This window comes from Neobacillus sedimentimangrovi (assembly GCF_010614825.1).
Taxonomy (GTDB): Bacteria; Bacillota; Bacilli; order Bacillales; family Cytobacillaceae; genus Neobacillus; species Neobacillus thermocopriae.
This window is the reverse complement of the sequence record NZ_JAAFZF010000042.1, coordinates 1-17196: the sequence shown is the minus strand read 5'-3', so window position 1 is coordinate 17196 and position 17196 is coordinate 1. Positions and strand designations below refer to the sequence as shown.

The following is a 17196-nucleotide window of genomic DNA, read 5'->3' as shown; positions in this document are numbered from 1 at the left end:
CTTTATGTTCACAGCTTTATCGTAACATATTTTTACATAGCAGTAGAACATCAAACAAGTATATACAAAAACTTTTATTTCTATGCGCTTTCTTACATGAAAATAACATAACGGTTATTTCAAAATGAATAAGAATATCTCGGAAATTTACAATCCATTAACGGTTCCTTTACAAACCGCTTTCAACCCCCATTTTCATGGTAGGATGTTTCGTAGACTATTTTGTAGGTATTACTCGTAAATTGTCTAATGAACGCGAGAATATAGATTTATTTGTAAAAAGATTACTATAACGGAAATAGGTGATGATATGTTAAACTCATATGATATTGGAATTGACTTAGGGACTGCAAATACATTAGTTTATAGCAAAGCAAAGGGAATTACACTAAATGAACCTTCTGTTGTCGTAATGGACACAGAAACAAAAAAAATTGTTGCGGTCGGAATAGAAGCAAAAGAAATGCTCGGTAAGACTCCTGAAAAAATCGTCGCCATCCGTCCATTAAAGGATGGGGTGATTGCGGACTTTGATATTACAACAGAAATGTTAAAACATATCATGCGTAAAGCATCAAAAAAGATTGGCTTTGCCGTTCGCAAACCGAATGTAGTTGTATGCATTCCGTCCGGTTCCACGAGTGTGGAAAGAAGAGCGATTCATGATGCTGTCAAAAATGCAGGCGCTAAAAAAATAACATTAATTGAAGAACCGGTGGCAGCTGCTATTGGAGCTGGCTTACCAATCGATGAACCGGTTGCCAACGTGATCGTCGATATTGGTGGAGGGAACACCGAAGTAGCGATCATTTCCTTTGGAGGAGTAGTTGCTTACCATTCCATTAAAGTTGGTGGTGACCGTCTCGATGAAGATATCATCCAATATGTACGCAAGGAATACAATGTCTTAATCGGGGAATTAACCGCTGAAAATATCAAGAAGGAAATTGGATATGCACTTGTAGATCATGAAGAAAAGAAAATGGATGTACGTGGCCGCGACCTTGTTACTGGGTTGCCAAAAACAATTACTCTATCATCCTATGAAATTCGTAATGCATTGAAAGAAGCACTATTGCATATTTTGGAGGCGATTCGAGCTACTCTTGAAGACTGCCCAGCCGAACTAAGTGGAGATATTGTGGATCGAGGAGTCATTTTGACTGGCGGCGGTGCCTTGTTAAATGGAATGGAAGAATGGCTAAGTAATGAGATTGTCGTTCCCGTTCAACTGGCACCAAGCCCGCTTGAATCAGTCGCTTATGGTACTGGAAAGGCCATTCAATATATGAGCAAGCTTCAAGCAGCCGTGAAATAATCCTATTGTGATAGATTTAAAGCCGCATACCAGCCTGTTTACTTGTAAGGCAAATGGTATGCGGCTTTTGTTATACTTCACCATGCTTTTTTCTTAACTTATTAAAATAGAGAAAGACGGGTAGAGGAATCACAATAAAACCTAAGCTTTTAATGATTTGATTTTTGGCCTGTACCTTTGTGCGATTTTGCTCGTCTTTTACCGCTTGTTCATAACTAGCCCGAAGTTCCTCTTCTGTTAAAGCTTTTTCGTTTTCCTCTTTCGTCACTTCACTCTGTTTCATCATTTTATATTCTTCGTAGCTTTGGTAATAGGACGGCGGACTGACTAAATCGGCAGCTGCCATAAAAATGGAAATACCGCCACCAATGACCATCATTAAGGTTGCAAATAATACTAAATAGATATATAGATGCCGGAACACTGACTCTCCCCCTTTTTCATTCGATTTCAAAGCAAAATTTATCACAAAAATGATTAACAATACCGGTATAAGAATGACAAATAGACCCAATACCACCGTTGCCCACCCCTATTATGCATGCTTCTTTCCATATTACTCTATTATAATTGGCCAAAAAACGTTTTATTCCTGCCCCCATCACGTTTATTTTTCATCATAAAAACAAAAGTCCAACTCTGAATCGAGTTGGACCATGTATGAATTACATCACCCGCTTAAACATCTTTTCCATTTCATAAATGGAGTAATGCACGATAATGGGCCGGCCGTGCGGACAAGTAAAAGGATCGGATGCTTTTCTTAAATCATCAAGCAATGCTTGGATTTCATCGTTTCGAAGATGACGGTTTGCTTTAATAGAGGCTTTGCAACTCATCATGATGGCAGCTTCCTCTCGTAAGATTTTGATATCGACCTTTTTCATGGATAATAGCTGCTCAATCATCTCTTCGATAATTTCTTTTTCTACCCCTTTTGGAAACCATTGTGGATGAGATCGAACAATAAAGCTATTTGGGCCAAATTCCTCGAGAAATACCCCTACCTTTTCAAGCTCGGCTTTATGTTCGGTAATTTTTATATATTCATCTGTCGAATACTCAAAAGTTAACGGTATGAGCATTTCCTGTAACTCAGACGCGACCTGTCCGACTTTTTCCCTAAAATATTCATACTTCAAGCGTTCTTGTGCGGCATGCTGATCAATGATATACAAGCCATTTTCATTTTGAGCAAAAATATAGGTGCCATGCATCTGACCAATAGGATACATCCGTGGAACACGGCTCTCAACCTGATTCTCTTCACGAATAGAATGAGTGATATCGTTATCCTCTACCGTTTCTTCCTTCCGCTCTTTCTCTTCTGTATCCTCCACAGAGGCAAGCGGCTCTTTATATGAAGTTTCCTTCTCCCATACAGGTGGTTCATGGACCTGCTGTGCTTTCTTCAAGTCTGATCCTATTTCTGGCATGGTATAAGATGAGACCGGACGTTCTTCTTTAGAATGGAAGGAAGTAACACTTGGTGTAATGGTCCCCTCATTCAGATCCAATGCCGTTTGTTCCGTCTTAGGCACTTCTTTTTTCACAGGTGTAGCGGTTGGAATCAAAACTTTTGATTGAAAGGCATTTTTTATCGTCCTTGTCACTAGTTCATTCAGTTCTTTTTCTTTACTGAAACGGACTTCCATTTTGGATGGATGGACATTGACATCCACTAACAATGGATCCATTTCAATGTTAAGAAGGACGATTGGATACCTTCCAATAGGCAAAAGTGTGTGGTACCCCTCTTGGACGGCCTTCACTAAAGGATAGTTTTTGATAAAACGACCGTTTACCATGGTGGAAATATAATTTCTTGAAGCTCTTGTCACTTCAGGCATGGAAGCAAATCCGCTCACCTTATAATCTAACGAACTTCCTTCAATCGGCACAAGCTGCTTTGCAATGCTTAATCCGTAAATCGAAGAAAGCACCTGCCGGACATCACCATTTCCGTTTGTTTGCAGCAGCTTCCGCCCATTATGAACCAAACGGAAGGCCACCTCTGGATGAGATAATGCAAGACGATTCACTACATCTGTGATATTCCCTAGTTCCGTATGAATTGTCTTCATATATTTCAGACGGGCTGGAGTATTGAAAAATAAATCGGTAACCGTGACATCTGTCCCCCGTCTTGCCGACGCTTTTTCAAAAACCTCTACTTTTCCTCCCTCAATCACAACTCGATGACCGACACCTTCGCCGGTTGAGGTCTTCATCTCCAATCTGGACACGGATGCGATACTTGGAAGGGCCTCACCACGGAAGCCGAGTGTTCGAATTCGGAATAAATCATTTTCGTTTTTAATTTTGGAAGTGGCATGACGCTGGAAAGCAAGAAGCACATCATCCTCTTCAATGCCGTTTCCATTGTCCAGTATTCGAATTTTAGCCAGTCCTGCCTCTTCTACTTCAATTTCAATCACAGAACTGCCAGCATCAATCGAATTTTCCACAAGTTCTTTAACGACAGATGCAGGGCGTTCGACGACCTCTCCCGCCGCAATTTTATTGGATAGGGCATCATCTAATTGGATAATTTTTCCCATGATGTCCTCCTCCTTCCTTCTTTACCCCTTTAACGTTTTCTGAAGTTCGTACAGAACATTCATCGCCTGGAGTGGGGTGATATCCAGCAAATCTAGTCCTTTCATTTTGTCGAGGACTTTCTTTTCTTTGTCAGATAGCTCGGATTTTATTGGTTCTGCTGGTGTATCGAAAAATGACAATTGTTCCGGTTGCTCCACTTTATCAGTAGGAATGGCTACATTTTCATTCCTTTGAGTATCTGAGACAGTTGACTGTTCCAGCGTTGTTAAAATTTCATTTGCTCTTTCAATGAGTTCTGATGGTAATTCCGCTAATTGAGCGACATGGATACCATAACTTTTATCAGCTGGACCTTCTTTAATTTTGTGAAGGAATACCACCTTCCCATTATGTTCGACGGCACTAACATGGATATTCTTTAATTGCGCCAGTTCTTTCTCTAATACAGTTAATTCATGATAGTGGGTGGAGAATAAGGTTTTTGCACCTATTCGATTGTGTATATATTCAATAATGGCCTGGGCCAGTGCCATTCCGTCATAGGTCGATGTTCCACGTCCAATTTCATCAAATAAAATTAAGCTATTTTGCGTTGCATTGGCAATTGCATTTTTTGCCTCAAGCATTTCAACCATAAATGTACTTTGCCCAGAAATTAAATCATCCGCAGCCCCAATTCTAGTAAATACTTGATCAAAAATAGGTAGGACCGCTTCTGTCGCCGGAACAAAGCAGCCAATTTGCGCCAGTATCGCTGTCAATGCAATTTGACGCATATACGTACTTTTCCCTGACATATTTGGACCAGTAATGAGTAAGACTTCACGATCACTGTCCATAAAGCAGTCATTTGGAACGTACTCTTGGGCATTTAACACTTTTTCAACAACAGGATGACGGCCATCCTTGATGACTACACGGCGTTCCGAAGAAAATTTTGGTTTAACATATCGACGTTCTTCACTTACCTGAGCAAAACATTGTAAGACATCGAGCTCACTAACCGTTTTCGCTAATGCCTGCAGACGTGGAATATATTCTTTTACCGTTTCACGAATTTCCGTAAACAATTCATACTCGAGCTCGCCGATTTTTTCTTCTGCTTGTAAAATTAACGCTTCTTTTTCCTTCAATTCAGGAGTGATAAAGCGTTCTGCATTTGTTAACGTCTGTTTCCGCTCATATCGTCCTTCCTCTAATAGATGAAGGTTCGCTTTTGTCACTTCAATATAATAGCCAAACACACGATTATACCCAACCTTTAACGATTTGATCCCGGTTTTCTCCCGTTCTTCGCGCTCTAATTGGGCAATCCATGTTTTTCCGTTTCGGCTGGCATCGCGGTATTGGTCAAGCTGAGCATGATACCCATCACGGATGATGTTTCCCTCTTTTAATGATAGCGGAGGATTATCCACAATCGCCCGTTCTAAAAGATCTGTCACCTCTTCACATGGATCGAGGCGTTCAATGATTCGGTTCATCTCTTCGCTTCCGATCGATTGAAGAATTTGCTTTAAATATGGCACTTGTAATAAAGATTGTTTTAATTGCACTAAATCGCGGGCATTTACATTTCCAAAAGCAACCCGGCCTGCCAGACGCTCCAAATCATATACTTCCTTCAATTTTTCACGAAGTTCTTGGCGTTCAAAATAGTAGTTCATCAATAATTCAACGAAGTGATGACGTTGTTCGATTTTTTCTCGGTCAATCAACGGACGGTCAATCCATTGCTTTAACATCCTTCCGCCCATCGCTGTCTTTGTTTCATCCAAGAGCCATAATAAAGAACCTTTCTTTCCTTTTGTGCGGATCGTTTCTGTTAATTCTAGATTTCGTTTCGAGTAATAATCAATTTTCATAAATTGATGGATTTGATACGTAGATACGGGCTGGAGATGGTCCAAACTTCTTTTTTGCGAGCGGTATAAATAATGAAATAATCTAGCGGCGGTCTGTTTGAGTTTGTCTTGATTCAAATCTTCGAGTAGGTGGGAAAACTTCCTATCTATTGAACTTTGATCCTCATAAGATATGACAAGTACATTCCGCTCCCGCATTTTCTTTTGCCATTCACCGTCAAAGTCACTAGCAACGACGACTTCCTTTGCTCCTAAAACAGCAATTTCGTTCAATACTTCTTCCAGATTGTTGGATAATAACGTGACTTTGCTTTCCCCTGTGGAGATATCATTATATGCTAGTCCAAACGTTTGGTCTTCAAAAGCTGTAACCGAAACAATATAGTTATTTTCTTTCTCCATTAACCCTTTTCCGTCCATCACGGTACCAGGAGTGATGACTTGAACGACCTCACGCTTCACCACGCCTTTTGACTGCTTCGGATCTTCAATTTGTTCACAAATTGCAACTTTGTATCCTTTTGAAATGAGCTGTTCAATATAGTTAGCTGCTGAATGGTACGGGACTCCACACATCGGAATCCGTTCCTCGGCCCCACCATCCCGGCTAGTTAATGTAATTTCTAATTCTTGAGATGCTTTAATCGCATCTTCAAAAAACATTTCGTAAAAATCACCTAAACGAAAAAATAAAAAGGCATCCTGATAATCTGCCTTGACTGTTAAGTATTGCTGTATCATCGGCGTATAAGAAGCCATAATTTCCTCCAAACTATTAATCATTCGAGTATCTTCGACAAACTATTATATCATATTTTGCTGTAACTTTATGAACCAGAATAAACCTATCTTCATTTTTCCAATCCCTTCCAAACTCTTTCATAGAAACCTTCTCTAAAATCCAATAGGATTTTGTCATAATTTGAAAGACGAATCTTCTTTTACAGAATGAGTAAAAACCTCATAATGAAAGTAAGCCTACATTCGAAATGAGGTGTTCCCGATTGAACTGGTTTGGTTCGAATTATCAAATGAATAAGTTTGAAATGTTCTCCATTAGCCATATGGTTGTGATCGCTATTCTTATTTTCGTTTCCATGATGATATTTTGGAAGAAAGAAAGATTAAAAGATGAAAAATGGAGGCGTTATGAAATCGCAGCTGCCATATCCTTACTTGGCATAGAAGCGATCTATCATTTATGGATGTTTGTAGGTGGCATGTGGAAGGTAAGCCATTCTCTCCCATTAGAATTATGTAGTATAAGTTTGTTTCTAACCGTATTATTATTAATAACAAAAAAGAAACTGATCTATGAAATTTTATTATTTACTGCCTTATTAGGGGCATCACAAGCTTTGATTACTCCTTATCTCAACTTTGATTTCCCACATTTCCGATTCTTTCATTTCTTTTATACCCATCTAATGATGATTTGGGTCGTCCTTTATTTTACATGGGTAAAAGGGTATCGACCTACTTTATGGTCCATTGTGAAACTATGTGTGTTTTTAAATTGTTTATTGCCGGTTATCCTATTTATAAACAAACGTGTTGGCGGAAACTATTTCTTTCTAAGTCATAAACCTCCCGGACCAAGCTTGCTTGATCTATTAGGCCCATATCCATACTATATTCTTTCGATGGAAGCACTATTGATTATCCTAAGTATAGTGATTTGGTTCATTTTTAGGGATAAAAGTGACAAGAGACCAGCTCCTAAAAATGATACATACATCAAAAAACCTTATTTCCGATAAAAAGCAGGACATTCCTGACTATTGGGAAAATACCTATCCTACTAGAAAAATGTTCCATGATTATTGTTTTTTTTATTGACCTTTATCCATGTTCGAATTATAATAAAAAACGTTCCCAATCAGATGTCTCAGTAGCTCAGTAGGATAGAGCAACAGTTTCCTAAACTGTGGGTCGGAGGTTCGAATCCTCTCTGGGACGCTAAAAACCCTTGCATTAGCAAGGGTTTTTCTGTTTTAACTGTAATAGTTGTTCTTTTTAAACAGTTTGATTGCCGCCATTTTGCCACCAAACGGAACCGATTGCCACCATATTACACACAATAATGCTGAAAAGACATTAGGAAGGTATGCTTTTATAATCTACACATCATCAATCAGACCAATATCACAATTATCTCTTCCATCACGCCTAAATTGCTTCACAACATACTGTTGTAATGATTTTTCTAAGCTTTCAGGAAGGTCATTATCAACTAGTATTATTTGCATATGTGAACCATAATTTTCATGCATATTCACAAAACATTGATATAAATTATTGAATTTTGAAGGGTCCCCCATTTGTTCTTTAATATCTTCTTCAATGTTAGTTTCACTGTTTTTCGAACCCTTTGGAAGACAAATCAAAGAATATGGAAAACGTAAAATAGTCATGGCGGGTCTTTGGACAGAGGTGTGTTTGCTTGAACCTGTACTGAGTGCTATCGCCGACGGATATGAAGTGTTTTTTATCACTGATGCATCTGGTGGAGTAAATAAAGAATCACATGACATGGCCGTAATTCGTATGACACAGGCTGGAGCACACCCAATCACTTGGTTACAATATTTGTTAGAATTACAGCGTGATTTTGCTATTAAAGAGACTTACAATGGGACACTCGATATTGTAAAACAACATGGGGGTGCTTACGGACTAGGAATAATTTATGCGAATGAGATGTTCGGGATTCAGTACGGAAGAAAAGGAAGCAATGGAAAATAATATATAAAGCAGAAAACAAACAAGAAAAAGTACCCCTAAGTAGACTTTTTTAGTCTCTAACTATGGGGTACTTTTTTTCCTTATAACTTTTTTCTAATAAAATTTATTGATTTGCTTTTTTAACCCACTCTGCAACTGTTACTGTACGCTTTGCCTGATGTTTTACAGCCGCTTGAACATCTTCAATCATTTTACCGTTTTGGTCAACAGTTACACTAGTTCCATATGGATTACCGCCTGCTCCGAATGTTACAGGATCAGTATAACCAGGAGCCGCAACAATTGCACCCCAGTGATACATTGTTGTATAAAGTGATAAAATGGTTGCCTCTTGACCGCCATGAGCGTTTTGAGCGGAAGTCATTGCACTAACAACTTTATTTACCAGCTTTCCATTAAACCAAAGACCACCAGTTGTATCTAGGAATTGTTTCATTTGTGATGGCATATTACCAAATCGAGTTGGTACACTGAAAATAATCGCATCTGCCCATTCTAAATCATCCAATTGAACCTCTGGTACATCTTTTGTTTTTTCAACAGTGGCTTTCCATACAGGATTTCCTTCGATAGCAGATTGTGGAGCAAGTTCAGGCACTTTTAGTACTTTTATTTCTGCACCAGCCTCTTTGGCACCTTCTTCTGCCCATCTTGCTAATTGATAGTTAGTTCCACCCATACTGTAATAAATTACTGCTAATTTTATATTTGCCATTTTTTCTTATCAGTTGAATTCCCAAATAATTTGGATAAGAAACCCATTTTAATACACCACCAAAGCTACTATTTCTTTGGTTTGAGAACTATATTCATTATTAAGCTGCTCTTTTAATTTCATTTGAATCTTTATGAAAAATCAATTGGCTCACTGATAATAGCTTGCTACCATTTATTACAAGGTAAACTGCTATTGCTAAAAAGGCCAAATCCAACTCATATCCTGCCATTTGACCATTTCCTAATAAACCAACTGCAAGTTTCACTTTTAGTGTTGCTCCAATCATTAGTAATGCAAACAACCCAGATACAGGCCTTGTTGCCAAACCAATGATTAATGCTATACCTCCAATGATTTCTAGCAATGCCACTCCATATGCCATAAATCCAGGTAAACCAATACTATCAAACCAACCCACAATATTCTCGATTCCACCTTGAAATTTTACAATACCATGAATCAAAAATAATGCCCCTAAAGTTACTCGTAAAACAAGTGCTCCGATTTCGTTTTTTAATAACATTTTCTACCTCTCCCAAATCTTATATTTTATTTGATTATTACTTTTCGATACCAATTCGTTGCTGCTTCTACTTCTTCCATGGTTAATTGATGACCTCTATTCTCCCAATGAAGTTCTACATTCGCATTAGCATTTTCTAATAATGATTGAAGTTCGGCCGATTCCATTGGCGAGCAAATCGGATCATTAGTCCCAGCAGCAATAAACACTGACTTACCTGACAAATCAGGAAGTTCAATTCCTTTTCTAGGTACCATTGGATGATGAAGAATTGCACCCTTTAATGCATTTTGATAATGAAATAATAAACTTGCAGCTATATTGGCTCCATTTGAGTATCCAATTGCTATAATATTATCTCGGTCGAAACCATATTTCTCTGCTGCCTCATCTAGAAACTCATTTAATTCTTTTGTTCGAAAAATAAGGTCTTCTATATCAAATACACCTTCTGCTAATCTTCGGAAGAATCGTGGCATACCATTTTCTAAAACATTTCCTCGAACGCTTAAGACAGAAGCCTCATCATCAATTCTTCCTGCAAGAGGCAACAGATCTAATTCATTGCCACCAGTTCCATGAAGCAATAATAATGTTGGTTTTGTTGGATCTTGCCCTTTATTGAATATATGTTTCATTATTTATCTCCCTCCAGAACACGAACCTCCACAGGAGGCAAGGTTTCTTCTAATTCTTCTCTTTTTGACTCCAACCAAGACGGTAGCATAAGTTTTCTTCCAAGTTCACCGACAGGTTCATCCACTGTAAAACCTGGTGGGTCCGTTGCTATTTCAAAGAGGATGCCTCCTCCTTCATGAAAGTACACTGCTTTAAAGTAGTTGCGATCACGAACTTCTGTCGGATAATAATCTTTGTCTTGGAGAAGTGATCTCCATCTGAGAAGTTCTTCTTCATCCTTGGCTCTCCAAGCTATATGGTGAACTGTCCCAGCCCCCATTAGACCCCGAACGGAAGGATTTAAGTGAATATCAATGGTGTTTCCAATGTCTCCTTCAGAATTAAATCTTAAGAATTCATTTTCCTGACCAATGCATTCTAACCCTAAAATATTTTCTAGAACATACTTTGTCTTATGTGGCTGTGCAGAAAACAGAACAGCACCTCCAAATCCTTTGATCGCATTTTCTGCTTGAACTCCCCCAAAGTTCCAAGTATTCAATGATCCGTCATCTCGTTCTGTCAATTCGAGTTGGAGACCGTCGGGATCGTTAAATTTTAAGTATTTTTCACCAAAGCGAATGGATGAAGTAAATTCAACTCCGAATTTACCTAATCGATTCTCCCAAAATGGAGCAGAACCCTTAGGTATAACATAACTGGTCACACCCACTTGACCTTGCCCAATACGCCCTTTTAACTGTTTAGCCCAAGGAAAAAAAGTAATGACAGTACCTGGTTGACCCGTTTCATTTCCAAAATAAAGATGGTAGACTTCTGGACGATCAAAGTTTATTGTTTTTTTAACAAGCCTTAGTCCAAGCACACCTGCATAAAAGTCTATATTTCTTTGAGCATCATTAACCATAGCAGTTATATGATGAATACCAGCTGTTTTTGTCATATTTTCCTCTCCATTTCATTAATGGGATTCTAAAACCAACTATTTAGGTCTTTCGATTTCAAAAATCTCACCAATTTTGGCGTAATTATTTCCAGCCAATCTGCTAACAGCTGCTAATCCCCTCGGATCGATTCTTCCATTTTCATAAATGTCGCTTTCGATATGAAATTGAACAACTTTTCCTATAATAAAATCACATCCAGGAGTATCCGAGCCTCCCAATGCTATGGAATGCTCTAATGAACATTCCATTCGAATCTTCGCTTCCTTTACACCTGGTACAGAAATCCTTACACTATCCACTGGAGATAAATTTGCTAACTCAATCTCGCTTTGTTCAGGAGGAAGGTTGGCAGCTGTTTTATTGATTTTTTCAACATTTTGTTCGTCAACAATATGAACCACAAATTGCCTGGAATCATTGATGTTTCTAGCTGTATCCTTTTGTCTTCCCGATGACCGTTGGATAGATAATGAAATCATCGGAGGATTGGAAGACACGATATTAAAATAGCTAAATGGTGCCCCATTTAAAATGCCATCCTTTGAAATGGTTGTGACAAAAGCGATTGGTCTAGGTATAATACTTCCTATTAGAAATTTATAATTTTCTCTTTCAGATAATAAGGCTGGGTCAATTGAAAGCAAAGAAATCATCCCTTTTCGTATAATCAGTCTAATTCTCTCACTTCAAACGGTAATAACACTGCTTCGATTTGTGCTCTATGAGGCTCATACTGTGATGGCAACATCAATTTTTCACCCATTGTCTCTTGTGATTCATCATGTGCAAATCCTGGAGGATCAGTGGCAATTTCAAATAGAATTTCCCCATGTTCTCTAAAGTAAATGGCATTAAAGTAGTTTCTATCCTGTACAGGAGTAACTCCATATCCTTTGGATACCACGTATTTTTGCCAATCCAATTGGTCTTGATCATCAATAGCCCGCCATGCAATATGGTGAACTGTACCCACACCCAATTGCCCCCGTCCAATTGAAGTTAATTTTAGATCAATAATATTTCCTATTTCCGCAGTGGAACAATAACGAGCGAAGTCTCCTTCTTTACCTACTAATTCAAGCCCCATTACTTTTTCTAACAATTCAGCCGTTTTATTAGGCTGAGTCGATAATAGAGTAGCTCCGCCAAAACCTTTGATAGCAACTTCAGGTGTTACATCACCAAAAGTCCAAGTATTGATTTCTCCTTCTTCTCTTCCAACAATTTCCAAGTGAAGGCCATGTGGATCATCAAATTCCAAATACTGTTCCCCAAAGCGTTCCATTTTAGTAAAAGTTACATTGAATTTTTCTAACCTTTTTTCCCAGAACTCCATGGCACCTTTAGGAACTACATAAGAAGTCACACCCACTTGACCGTCTCCGATAATTCCTTGTCGTGCTCCTACCCATGGAAAGAATGTTATGATAGTTCCTGGTTTACCACCTTCATTTCCGAAATAAAGGTGATAAGTTCCTGGATCATCAAAATTTACTGTTTGCTTAACCAAGCGTAATCCTAAAACTCCTGCGTAAAAATCCACGTTTTCTTGAGGATGCCCTACGATTGCCGTGATATGGTGAATACCCATTGTTTTTTTATTCATTTTTTTACACTCCTTTTTAATGTCATAATCCAGTATTTTAATGAACTTGATACCTTTTTTTGTTCCTACTTCGTCAATTAAACTCTTTTTAAGATTATTCTTCAATCCAAGAATCTCTAATTCGTGATATTTTAGAATAAAAATGCGTCTAAAGCATACTGCCCAGGACCGATTAAAGCAACACCAATAGCAACTGCAATCAATGTTAGGTTATACTCATATCCATTTGATGTTGCCCATAATCCGTTTGGTGCGTGCACCTTAACAATAGCCATGACCATCGTTCCTGCTATCATAATTGCTGCGAGTGGAGTTAAGAGTCCTAATGTAAATAAAATTCCTCCTATAAGTTCTGCTAATCCTGCAAAAAGTGCCATAGTTACACCTGGTTTCATACCAATGGATTCAAACCAACCTCCTGTACCTTTTAAACCATAACCTCCGAACCAACCAAACAATTTTTGAGCACCGTGACCCACAAATAATAAACCAACCACTAAACGAATGATTAATAAACCAATATTTATCATCTTAAAATCCTCCTAATTATCATTTATCTCGAATTCGAGATATATATTCAAAATATAAAATATTAAACATTATTCCTTACTTTATTTAAAAGTTTCACCAATGTCTCTGCCTCATTCGAATTTAAACCTTCAAACATATCATTAACGAACTCATGATATTTCGGCATGATTTCGTTCATCAATTCATTTCCTTCAACAGTTAATGTCACATGAATTACTCGGCGATCATCTGGACAGGCATTTCGACTTAATAAACCTTTTTGTTCTAGCTTATCTATAACATAGGTCATCGTACCACTTGAGATCAATATGCAATTTCCAATTTGTTGAATTGTTTGTTTCCCTTTTTGATAAAGTACCTCTAAAACAGAAAATTCCGTAATACCTAGCTTGATATTTGCCATTTCTTCCTTTATTCGGTCATGAATTGCTTTAGATGTTTGCATTAATACAAGAAAAGGTACATTATTGCATTTCCTCTCCATTCATTACACCTCCTTAAAGAATCTCGAATTAAATTATCTTGAATCTGAGATAATGATAATACTTATAGTTTTTTTTGTCAATAACCTTTTTATGTTTAGGTTAGATATTAATTTTGTTTTCTTGTTGAACTAACCTGCCAGTTAATAAAATAAGAACAACTTGACATTTATGTATAAATATAAATACCTATACAGATTCGTATTAAATAATAATAAAAATGGTTAATAATTCTATTGATAAAATTTCATCATTTAAATTCCAGAAACACTTATTTGGTTATACTATGAATTTCCTCTATCATATATCAGACAAAGCATCCAATTTCTTGGTAGATAGTTCATATGGCTGCAAATCTCTTTCATCGCTTCACAAGGTCCAAACTCAAACTGGAAGGAAGTTAAATTGGCGTGGGGGGCTTTTTTTACATAAATTTTTTGCCACCAAACATTACAAAATGCCACTTAAAACTTACATATGTAATCCAACATTAGACAAACAAAACCTTATAAAATTAAGCATTTTACTGTATAATACAGCTTAAATATACACATTCCTAAACTGTGGGTCGGAGGTTCGAATCCTCTCTGGGACGCTAAAAACCCTTGCATTAGCAAGGGTTTTTTTATTTTTCAAACCTATAGTCTACAACATTATTACAACTAAGGGAGGATAGGGGCAGGATTTTAAATTGTATTTTATTTTTTTATAAAAACACGAAAGGCGAGATGGAACGACTTGTTAAAAATTTTTAATTACTAAAATAGGTATAAATACCCACAATAAAAACCTATACAAAACTACCATTGTGCACGTGAATGTGGGGGATTGGTAGCGAATCTTCACCTTTATAAATAGCTCGGTAGATAATTATTAAGTTATTTTCTGGGTTTAAAGCACAATAATATATAAAAATTGAAGCTTATATGGGCGATATAAATGAGAAATCTTTGGGATGTTTTGGAATTTTGATTATCATAAGCCTGATCATTGCAATTGTTTCATGGTTGTTTAGCAACATTGTAGGGGTGTTAGGAATTGGTGTTGCTATCTGGGGAGGATATCTTTGGAAGAAAAATAAAACTAATAATGTAAAGTCAAAGATCCCAGTTTCTATGTTAGTATTAGGGATACTTATTGCATGTGGATGGTTTTTATTTGGTTCTTCAGATGTAAAAACCGAAAAAACGAGTGAAAATGTTTCATCAGAAAAAATTAATACAACAAAAGAAACCGATGTCCAAAATCCTAATGGTAATCAGGCAGCAAAGAAACAAGCAGAAAAAGTAGAAGACGCAAATAAAGAACAAGAAGCAGCTACTAGCATGGGGCTAGTTGCAGCAACTGTTTCAAGAGTAGTGGATGGTGATACTTTTCAATTATCAGATGGAAGTAAAGTAAGGCTGGTTGGAGTAAATACACCCGAATCTATGAACCGACATGAACAATATGGAAAAGGAGCAAGCAATTATACAAAAACTAAACTAGAAGGTAAGAAAATTTGGTTACAAAAAGATGTTTCAGAAACAGATCGTTATGGTCGCCTATTAAGAATCGTATGATTAGCTGTTCCTAAGGATGATTTAGACGAAAATGAAATCCGTACAAAGATGTTTAACGCTGATTTAGTATTAAACGGATATGCAGAGCCATCTACTTACCCTCCAGATGTGAAATACAGTGATTATTTCGTTAAGTTTGCTAGGGAAGCAAGAAGCAATCAAACTGGATTATTTGCTTACGGGGAGAATGGAACAACAAAAAGTGATCTTGATCCTAAAGAAACCTCAAAACCTGCTACAACATATAGAAACAGCAACACAAGTAGTAGTAGTTCAACAACGTCATCAGCTACAACTACACCAAGCTCATCATCAAATGGTGATATTGAATTTTTTGCAAATTGTACAGAGCTAAGAAAGAAATATCCAAATGGAGTTCCTGCAGGTCATCCGGCTTATCAGTCAAAAATGGATCGTGATAAAGATCATTACGCTTGTGAGAGATAAAAGGAAATAAGCTAAAATAACATATATAGCACGTGATATGCTCCCCATAAGGTAGACAGGTTAAAAAAATAAAAATCTGTTTACCTAAGGGGAGTATTTTTAATGTCAAGACGGGCACGTTCTTTAGAAGAAAAAATAAAGATTATTAATGATTTTAAAAATGAGACTTATTCCATTTCTGAATTGGAATCTATTTATAATACGGATAACGTAACAATTTATGATTGGGTATATAAATTTGAAAGATACGGAGTGGAAGGATTAAAAGAGTCTTCTTCATGGAGGAAGTATTCAAAGGAACTTAAAATACAGGCAGTTAAGGACTATCTTAGTGGAGATTTCTCCCTTCGGGAGGTTACTAGAAAATATGAGATTCCAAGTACTTCCACTCTACGTCAATGGATAAAGAAGTATAATGGTCATAGAGAATTAAAAGATACGGGAAAAGGGAGATCGAACTCTATGACTAAAGGAAGAAAGACAACTTGGAAAGAAAGAATTGAAATTGTACAAGATGCATTAGGAAATGGAAAAAATTATCAACAAACAGCTGAACACCATCAAGTATCCTACCATCAAGTTTATCAATGGGTACGTAAATATGAAGCTGGCGGTTGGGATGCGTTAAAAGATCGTCGAGGACGTTCGAAGAACGAAGAAGAATTAACTCCAGAAGAAAAAATGAAGTTAGTGATTCGTCAAATTGAAAAAGAAAATGAACGTTTACGTGCGGAGAATGCATTCTTAAAAAAGTTAGAGGAGATCGAAAGGAGGAGAAAATAAGTCAAGTAAGATTTGAAGATAAATATATCGCAATTAAAGAACTTCATGATAATGAGCAATTCAGCATTGTCATGTTATGCGACATTGCAGGCGTTGCAAGAGCTGCTTATTATAAATGGTTAAACCGTAAGCCTTCCTTGCGAGAACTTGAAAATGAAGAAATTATTAAGGAAATGAAAGCTATCCATAAGAACGTTAAGGGTATCTATGGTTATCGTCGAATGTTAATAAATATAAACCGAAAGTTTGGAAAGAGTTTTAATCATAAACGAATATATAGGCTAATGAGAATGGCCGGGATTCAATCTGTTATTAGGAGGAAGAAGACACGATATAGGCGTTCAAAACCTCAGCACGTTGCAGAGAATATATTAAATCGTGAATTTACAGCTGAGAAACCAAATGAAAAATGGGTAACAGATGTTACCGAGTTCAAATATGGTCCTTCGAAGAAGGCTTATTTAAGTG

19 protein-coding genes and 1 tRNA gene are annotated in these 17196 nt (G+C 37.2%); 8 read left to right on the top strand and 12 right to left on the bottom strand.

From position 1 onward, the window contains the following. Nucleotides 1-310 precede the first annotated feature (310 nt). Nucleotides 311-1318, top strand: coding sequence for a rod-share determining protein MreBH (mreBH, locus tag GZA11_RS12840; protein ID WP_038541316.1), 1008 nt, complete (start codon nt 311-313; stop codon nt 1316-1318). Between the two features lie 70 nt (nt 1319-1388). On the opposite strand, the gene GZA11_RS12835 is transcribed toward mreBH, so the two are convergent. The 3 genes from GZA11_RS12835 to mutS form a co-directional block, all read right to left on the bottom strand. Next, the gene (locus GZA11_RS12835) at nt 1389-1838 is read right to left on the bottom strand and encodes a hypothetical protein (protein WP_163184119.1); all 450 of its coding nucleotides are present in this window, start codon (nt 1836-1838) and stop codon (nt 1389-1391) included. A gap of 145 nt (nt 1839-1983) precedes the next feature. Continuing rightward, nucleotides 1984-3879, bottom strand: a complete 1896-nt coding sequence (mutL, locus tag GZA11_RS12830; protein ID WP_163184117.1) for a DNA mismatch repair endonuclease MutL — start codon at nt 3877-3879, stop codon at nt 1984-1986. Nucleotides 3880-3900: 21 nt separating this feature from the next. Continuing rightward, nucleotides 3901-6504, bottom strand: coding sequence for a DNA mismatch repair protein MutS (mutS, locus tag GZA11_RS12825; protein WP_204317769.1), 2604 nt, complete (start codon nt 6502-6504; stop codon nt 3901-3903). 245 nt (nt 6505-6749) lie between these two features. On the opposite strand from mutS, the gene GZA11_RS12820 reads away from it, so the two are divergent. Continuing rightward, nucleotides 6750-7505 (top strand): YwaF family protein, encoded by a 756-nt coding sequence (locus GZA11_RS12820; RefSeq protein WP_163184115.1) that lies wholly within the window; start codon nt 6750-6752, stop codon nt 7503-7505. 125 nt (nt 7506-7630) lie between these two features. Beyond that, nucleotides 7631-7704 (top strand) — tRNA-Arg (locus tag GZA11_RS12815). A gap of 161 nt (nt 7705-7865) precedes the next feature. On the opposite strand, the gene GZA11_RS12810 is transcribed toward GZA11_RS12815, so the two are convergent. Further along, entirely contained in the window at nt 7866-8159 is a 294-nt protein-coding gene (locus GZA11_RS12810) for a hypothetical protein (protein WP_162472587.1), read from the bottom strand. On the opposite strand from GZA11_RS12810, the gene GZA11_RS12805 reads away from it, so the two are divergent. Further along, on the top strand, nt 8089-8490 hold the full coding sequence (locus GZA11_RS12805; RefSeq protein ID WP_321175667.1) for an isochorismatase family protein: 402 nt from the start codon (nt 8089-8091) through the stop codon (nt 8488-8490). The two genes, GZA11_RS12810 and GZA11_RS12805, sit on opposite strands and share 71 nt — an antisense overlap. Before the next feature lie 103 nt (nt 8491-8593). Here the strand turns inward: GZA11_RS12805 and wrbA are convergent, their stop codons facing one another. From wrbA to GZA11_RS12765, 8 genes are all read right to left on the bottom strand, one after another. Next, the gene (gene wrbA, locus GZA11_RS12800) at nt 8594-9205 is read right to left on the bottom strand and encodes an NAD(P)H:quinone oxidoreductase (protein ID WP_163184114.1); all 612 of its coding nucleotides are present in this window, start codon (nt 9203-9205) and stop codon (nt 8594-8596) included. Between the two features lie 100 nt (nt 9206-9305). Beyond that, nucleotides 9306-9731, bottom strand: coding sequence for a DoxX family protein (locus tag GZA11_RS12795; RefSeq protein WP_038541302.1), 426 nt, complete (start codon nt 9729-9731; stop codon nt 9306-9308). 26 nt (nt 9732-9757) lie between these two features. Beyond that, entirely contained in the window at nt 9758-10369 is a 612-nt protein-coding gene (locus GZA11_RS12790) for an alpha/beta hydrolase (protein ID WP_163184112.1), read from the bottom strand. Next, a complete protein-coding gene (locus GZA11_RS12785; RefSeq protein ID WP_163184110.1) occupies nt 10369-11313 on the bottom strand; it encodes a ring-cleaving dioxygenase in 945 nt (314 codons plus the stop codon). Before GZA11_RS12785 ends, GZA11_RS12790 begins: the two co-directional genes overlap by 1 nt. A 39-nt stretch (nt 11314-11352) precedes the next feature. Then, entirely contained in the window at nt 11353-11961 is a 609-nt protein-coding gene (locus tag GZA11_RS12780) for a flavin reductase family protein (protein WP_163184108.1), read from the bottom strand. Nucleotides 11962-11984: 23 nt separating this feature from the next. Further along, nucleotides 11985-12923, bottom strand: coding sequence for a ring-cleaving dioxygenase (locus GZA11_RS12775; RefSeq protein WP_163184106.1), 939 nt, complete (start codon nt 12921-12923; stop codon nt 11985-11987). Between the two features lie 131 nt (nt 12924-13054). After that, nucleotides 13055-13453, bottom strand: coding sequence for a DoxX family protein (locus tag GZA11_RS12770; protein ID WP_038541289.1), 399 nt, complete (start codon nt 13451-13453; stop codon nt 13055-13057). A 62-nt stretch (nt 13454-13515) separates the two neighbouring features. Continuing rightward, on the bottom strand, nt 13516-13938 hold the full coding sequence (locus GZA11_RS12765) for a MarR family winged helix-turn-helix transcriptional regulator (protein WP_038541286.1): 423 nt from the start codon (nt 13936-13938) through the stop codon (nt 13516-13518). Nucleotides 13939-14904: 966 nt separating this feature from the next. Between GZA11_RS12765 and GZA11_RS16775 the strand changes: the two genes are divergently transcribed. The 4 genes from GZA11_RS16775 to GZA11_RS12750 form a co-directional block, all read left to right on the top strand. Further along, complete coding sequence (locus GZA11_RS16775) at nt 14905-15498, top strand: thermonuclease family protein (protein ID WP_235925023.1); 594 nt, start codon at nt 14905-14907, stop codon at nt 15496-15498. A 48-nt stretch (nt 15499-15546) separates the two neighbouring features. Beyond that, entirely contained in the window at nt 15547-15945 is a 399-nt protein-coding gene (locus GZA11_RS16770) for an excalibur calcium-binding domain-containing protein (RefSeq protein ID WP_235925021.1), read from the top strand. A 102-nt stretch (nt 15946-16047) separates the two neighbouring features. After that, nucleotides 16048-16728 carry a helix-turn-helix domain-containing protein gene (locus GZA11_RS12755; protein ID WP_163184104.1) on the top strand — a complete coding sequence of 227 codons (681 nt, stop codon included), beginning with the start codon at nt 16048-16050 and terminating at the stop codon, nt 16726-16728. A 71-nt stretch (nt 16729-16799) separates the two neighbouring features. Then, a partial coding sequence (locus tag GZA11_RS12750) for an IS3 family transposase (RefSeq protein WP_163184102.1) occupies nt 16800-17196 on the top strand: 397 nt, incomplete at its 3' end.

Bases quoted from the DNA above. Each gene is read 5' to 3' on its own strand.
- mreBH (WP_038541316.1), top strand. From the start codon at position 311: ATGTTAAACTCATATGATATTGGAATTGACTTAGGGACTGCAAATACA.
- mutL (WP_163184117.1), bottom strand. From the start codon at position 3,879: ATGGGAAAAATTATCCAATTAGATGATGCCCTATCCAATAAAATTGCG.
- mutS (WP_204317769.1), bottom strand. From the start codon at position 6,504: ATGGCTTCTTATACGCCGATGATACAGCAATACTTAACAGTCAAGGCA.
- GZA11_RS12805 (WP_321175667.1), top strand. From the start codon at position 8,089: ATGTTAGTTTCACTGTTTTTCGAACCCTTTGGAAGACAAATCAAAGAA.
- GZA11_RS12810 (WP_162472587.1), bottom strand. From the start codon at position 8,159: ATGACTATTTTACGTTTTCCATATTCTTTGATTTGTCTTCCAAAGGGT.
- wrbA (WP_163184114.1), bottom strand. From the start codon at position 9,205: ATGGCAAATATAAAATTAGCAGTAATTTATTACAGTATGGGTGGAACT.
- GZA11_RS12795 (WP_038541302.1), bottom strand. From the start codon at position 9,731: ATGTTATTAAAAAACGAAATCGGAGCACTTGTTTTACGAGTAACTTTA.
- GZA11_RS12790 (WP_163184112.1), bottom strand. From the start codon at position 10,369: ATGAAACATATATTCAATAAAGGGCAAGATCCAACAAAACCAACATTA.
- GZA11_RS12785 (WP_163184110.1), bottom strand. From the start codon at position 11,313: ATGACAAAAACAGCTGGTATTCATCATATAACTGCTATGGTTAATGAT.
- GZA11_RS12775 (WP_163184106.1), bottom strand. From the start codon at position 12,923: ATGAATAAAAAAACAATGGGTATTCACCATATCACGGCAATCGTAGGG.
- GZA11_RS12770 (WP_038541289.1), bottom strand. From the start codon at position 13,453: ATGATAAATATTGGTTTATTAATCATTCGTTTAGTGGTTGGTTTATTA.
- GZA11_RS12765 (WP_038541286.1), bottom strand. From the start codon at position 13,938: ATGGAGAGGAAATGCAATAATGTACCTTTTCTTGTATTAATGCAAACA.
- GZA11_RS16770 (WP_235925021.1), top strand. From the start codon at position 15,547: ATGTTTAACGCTGATTTAGTATTAAACGGATATGCAGAGCCATCTACT.
- GZA11_RS12755 (WP_163184104.1), top strand. From the start codon at position 16,048: ATGTCAAGACGGGCACGTTCTTTAGAAGAAAAAATAAAGATTATTAAT.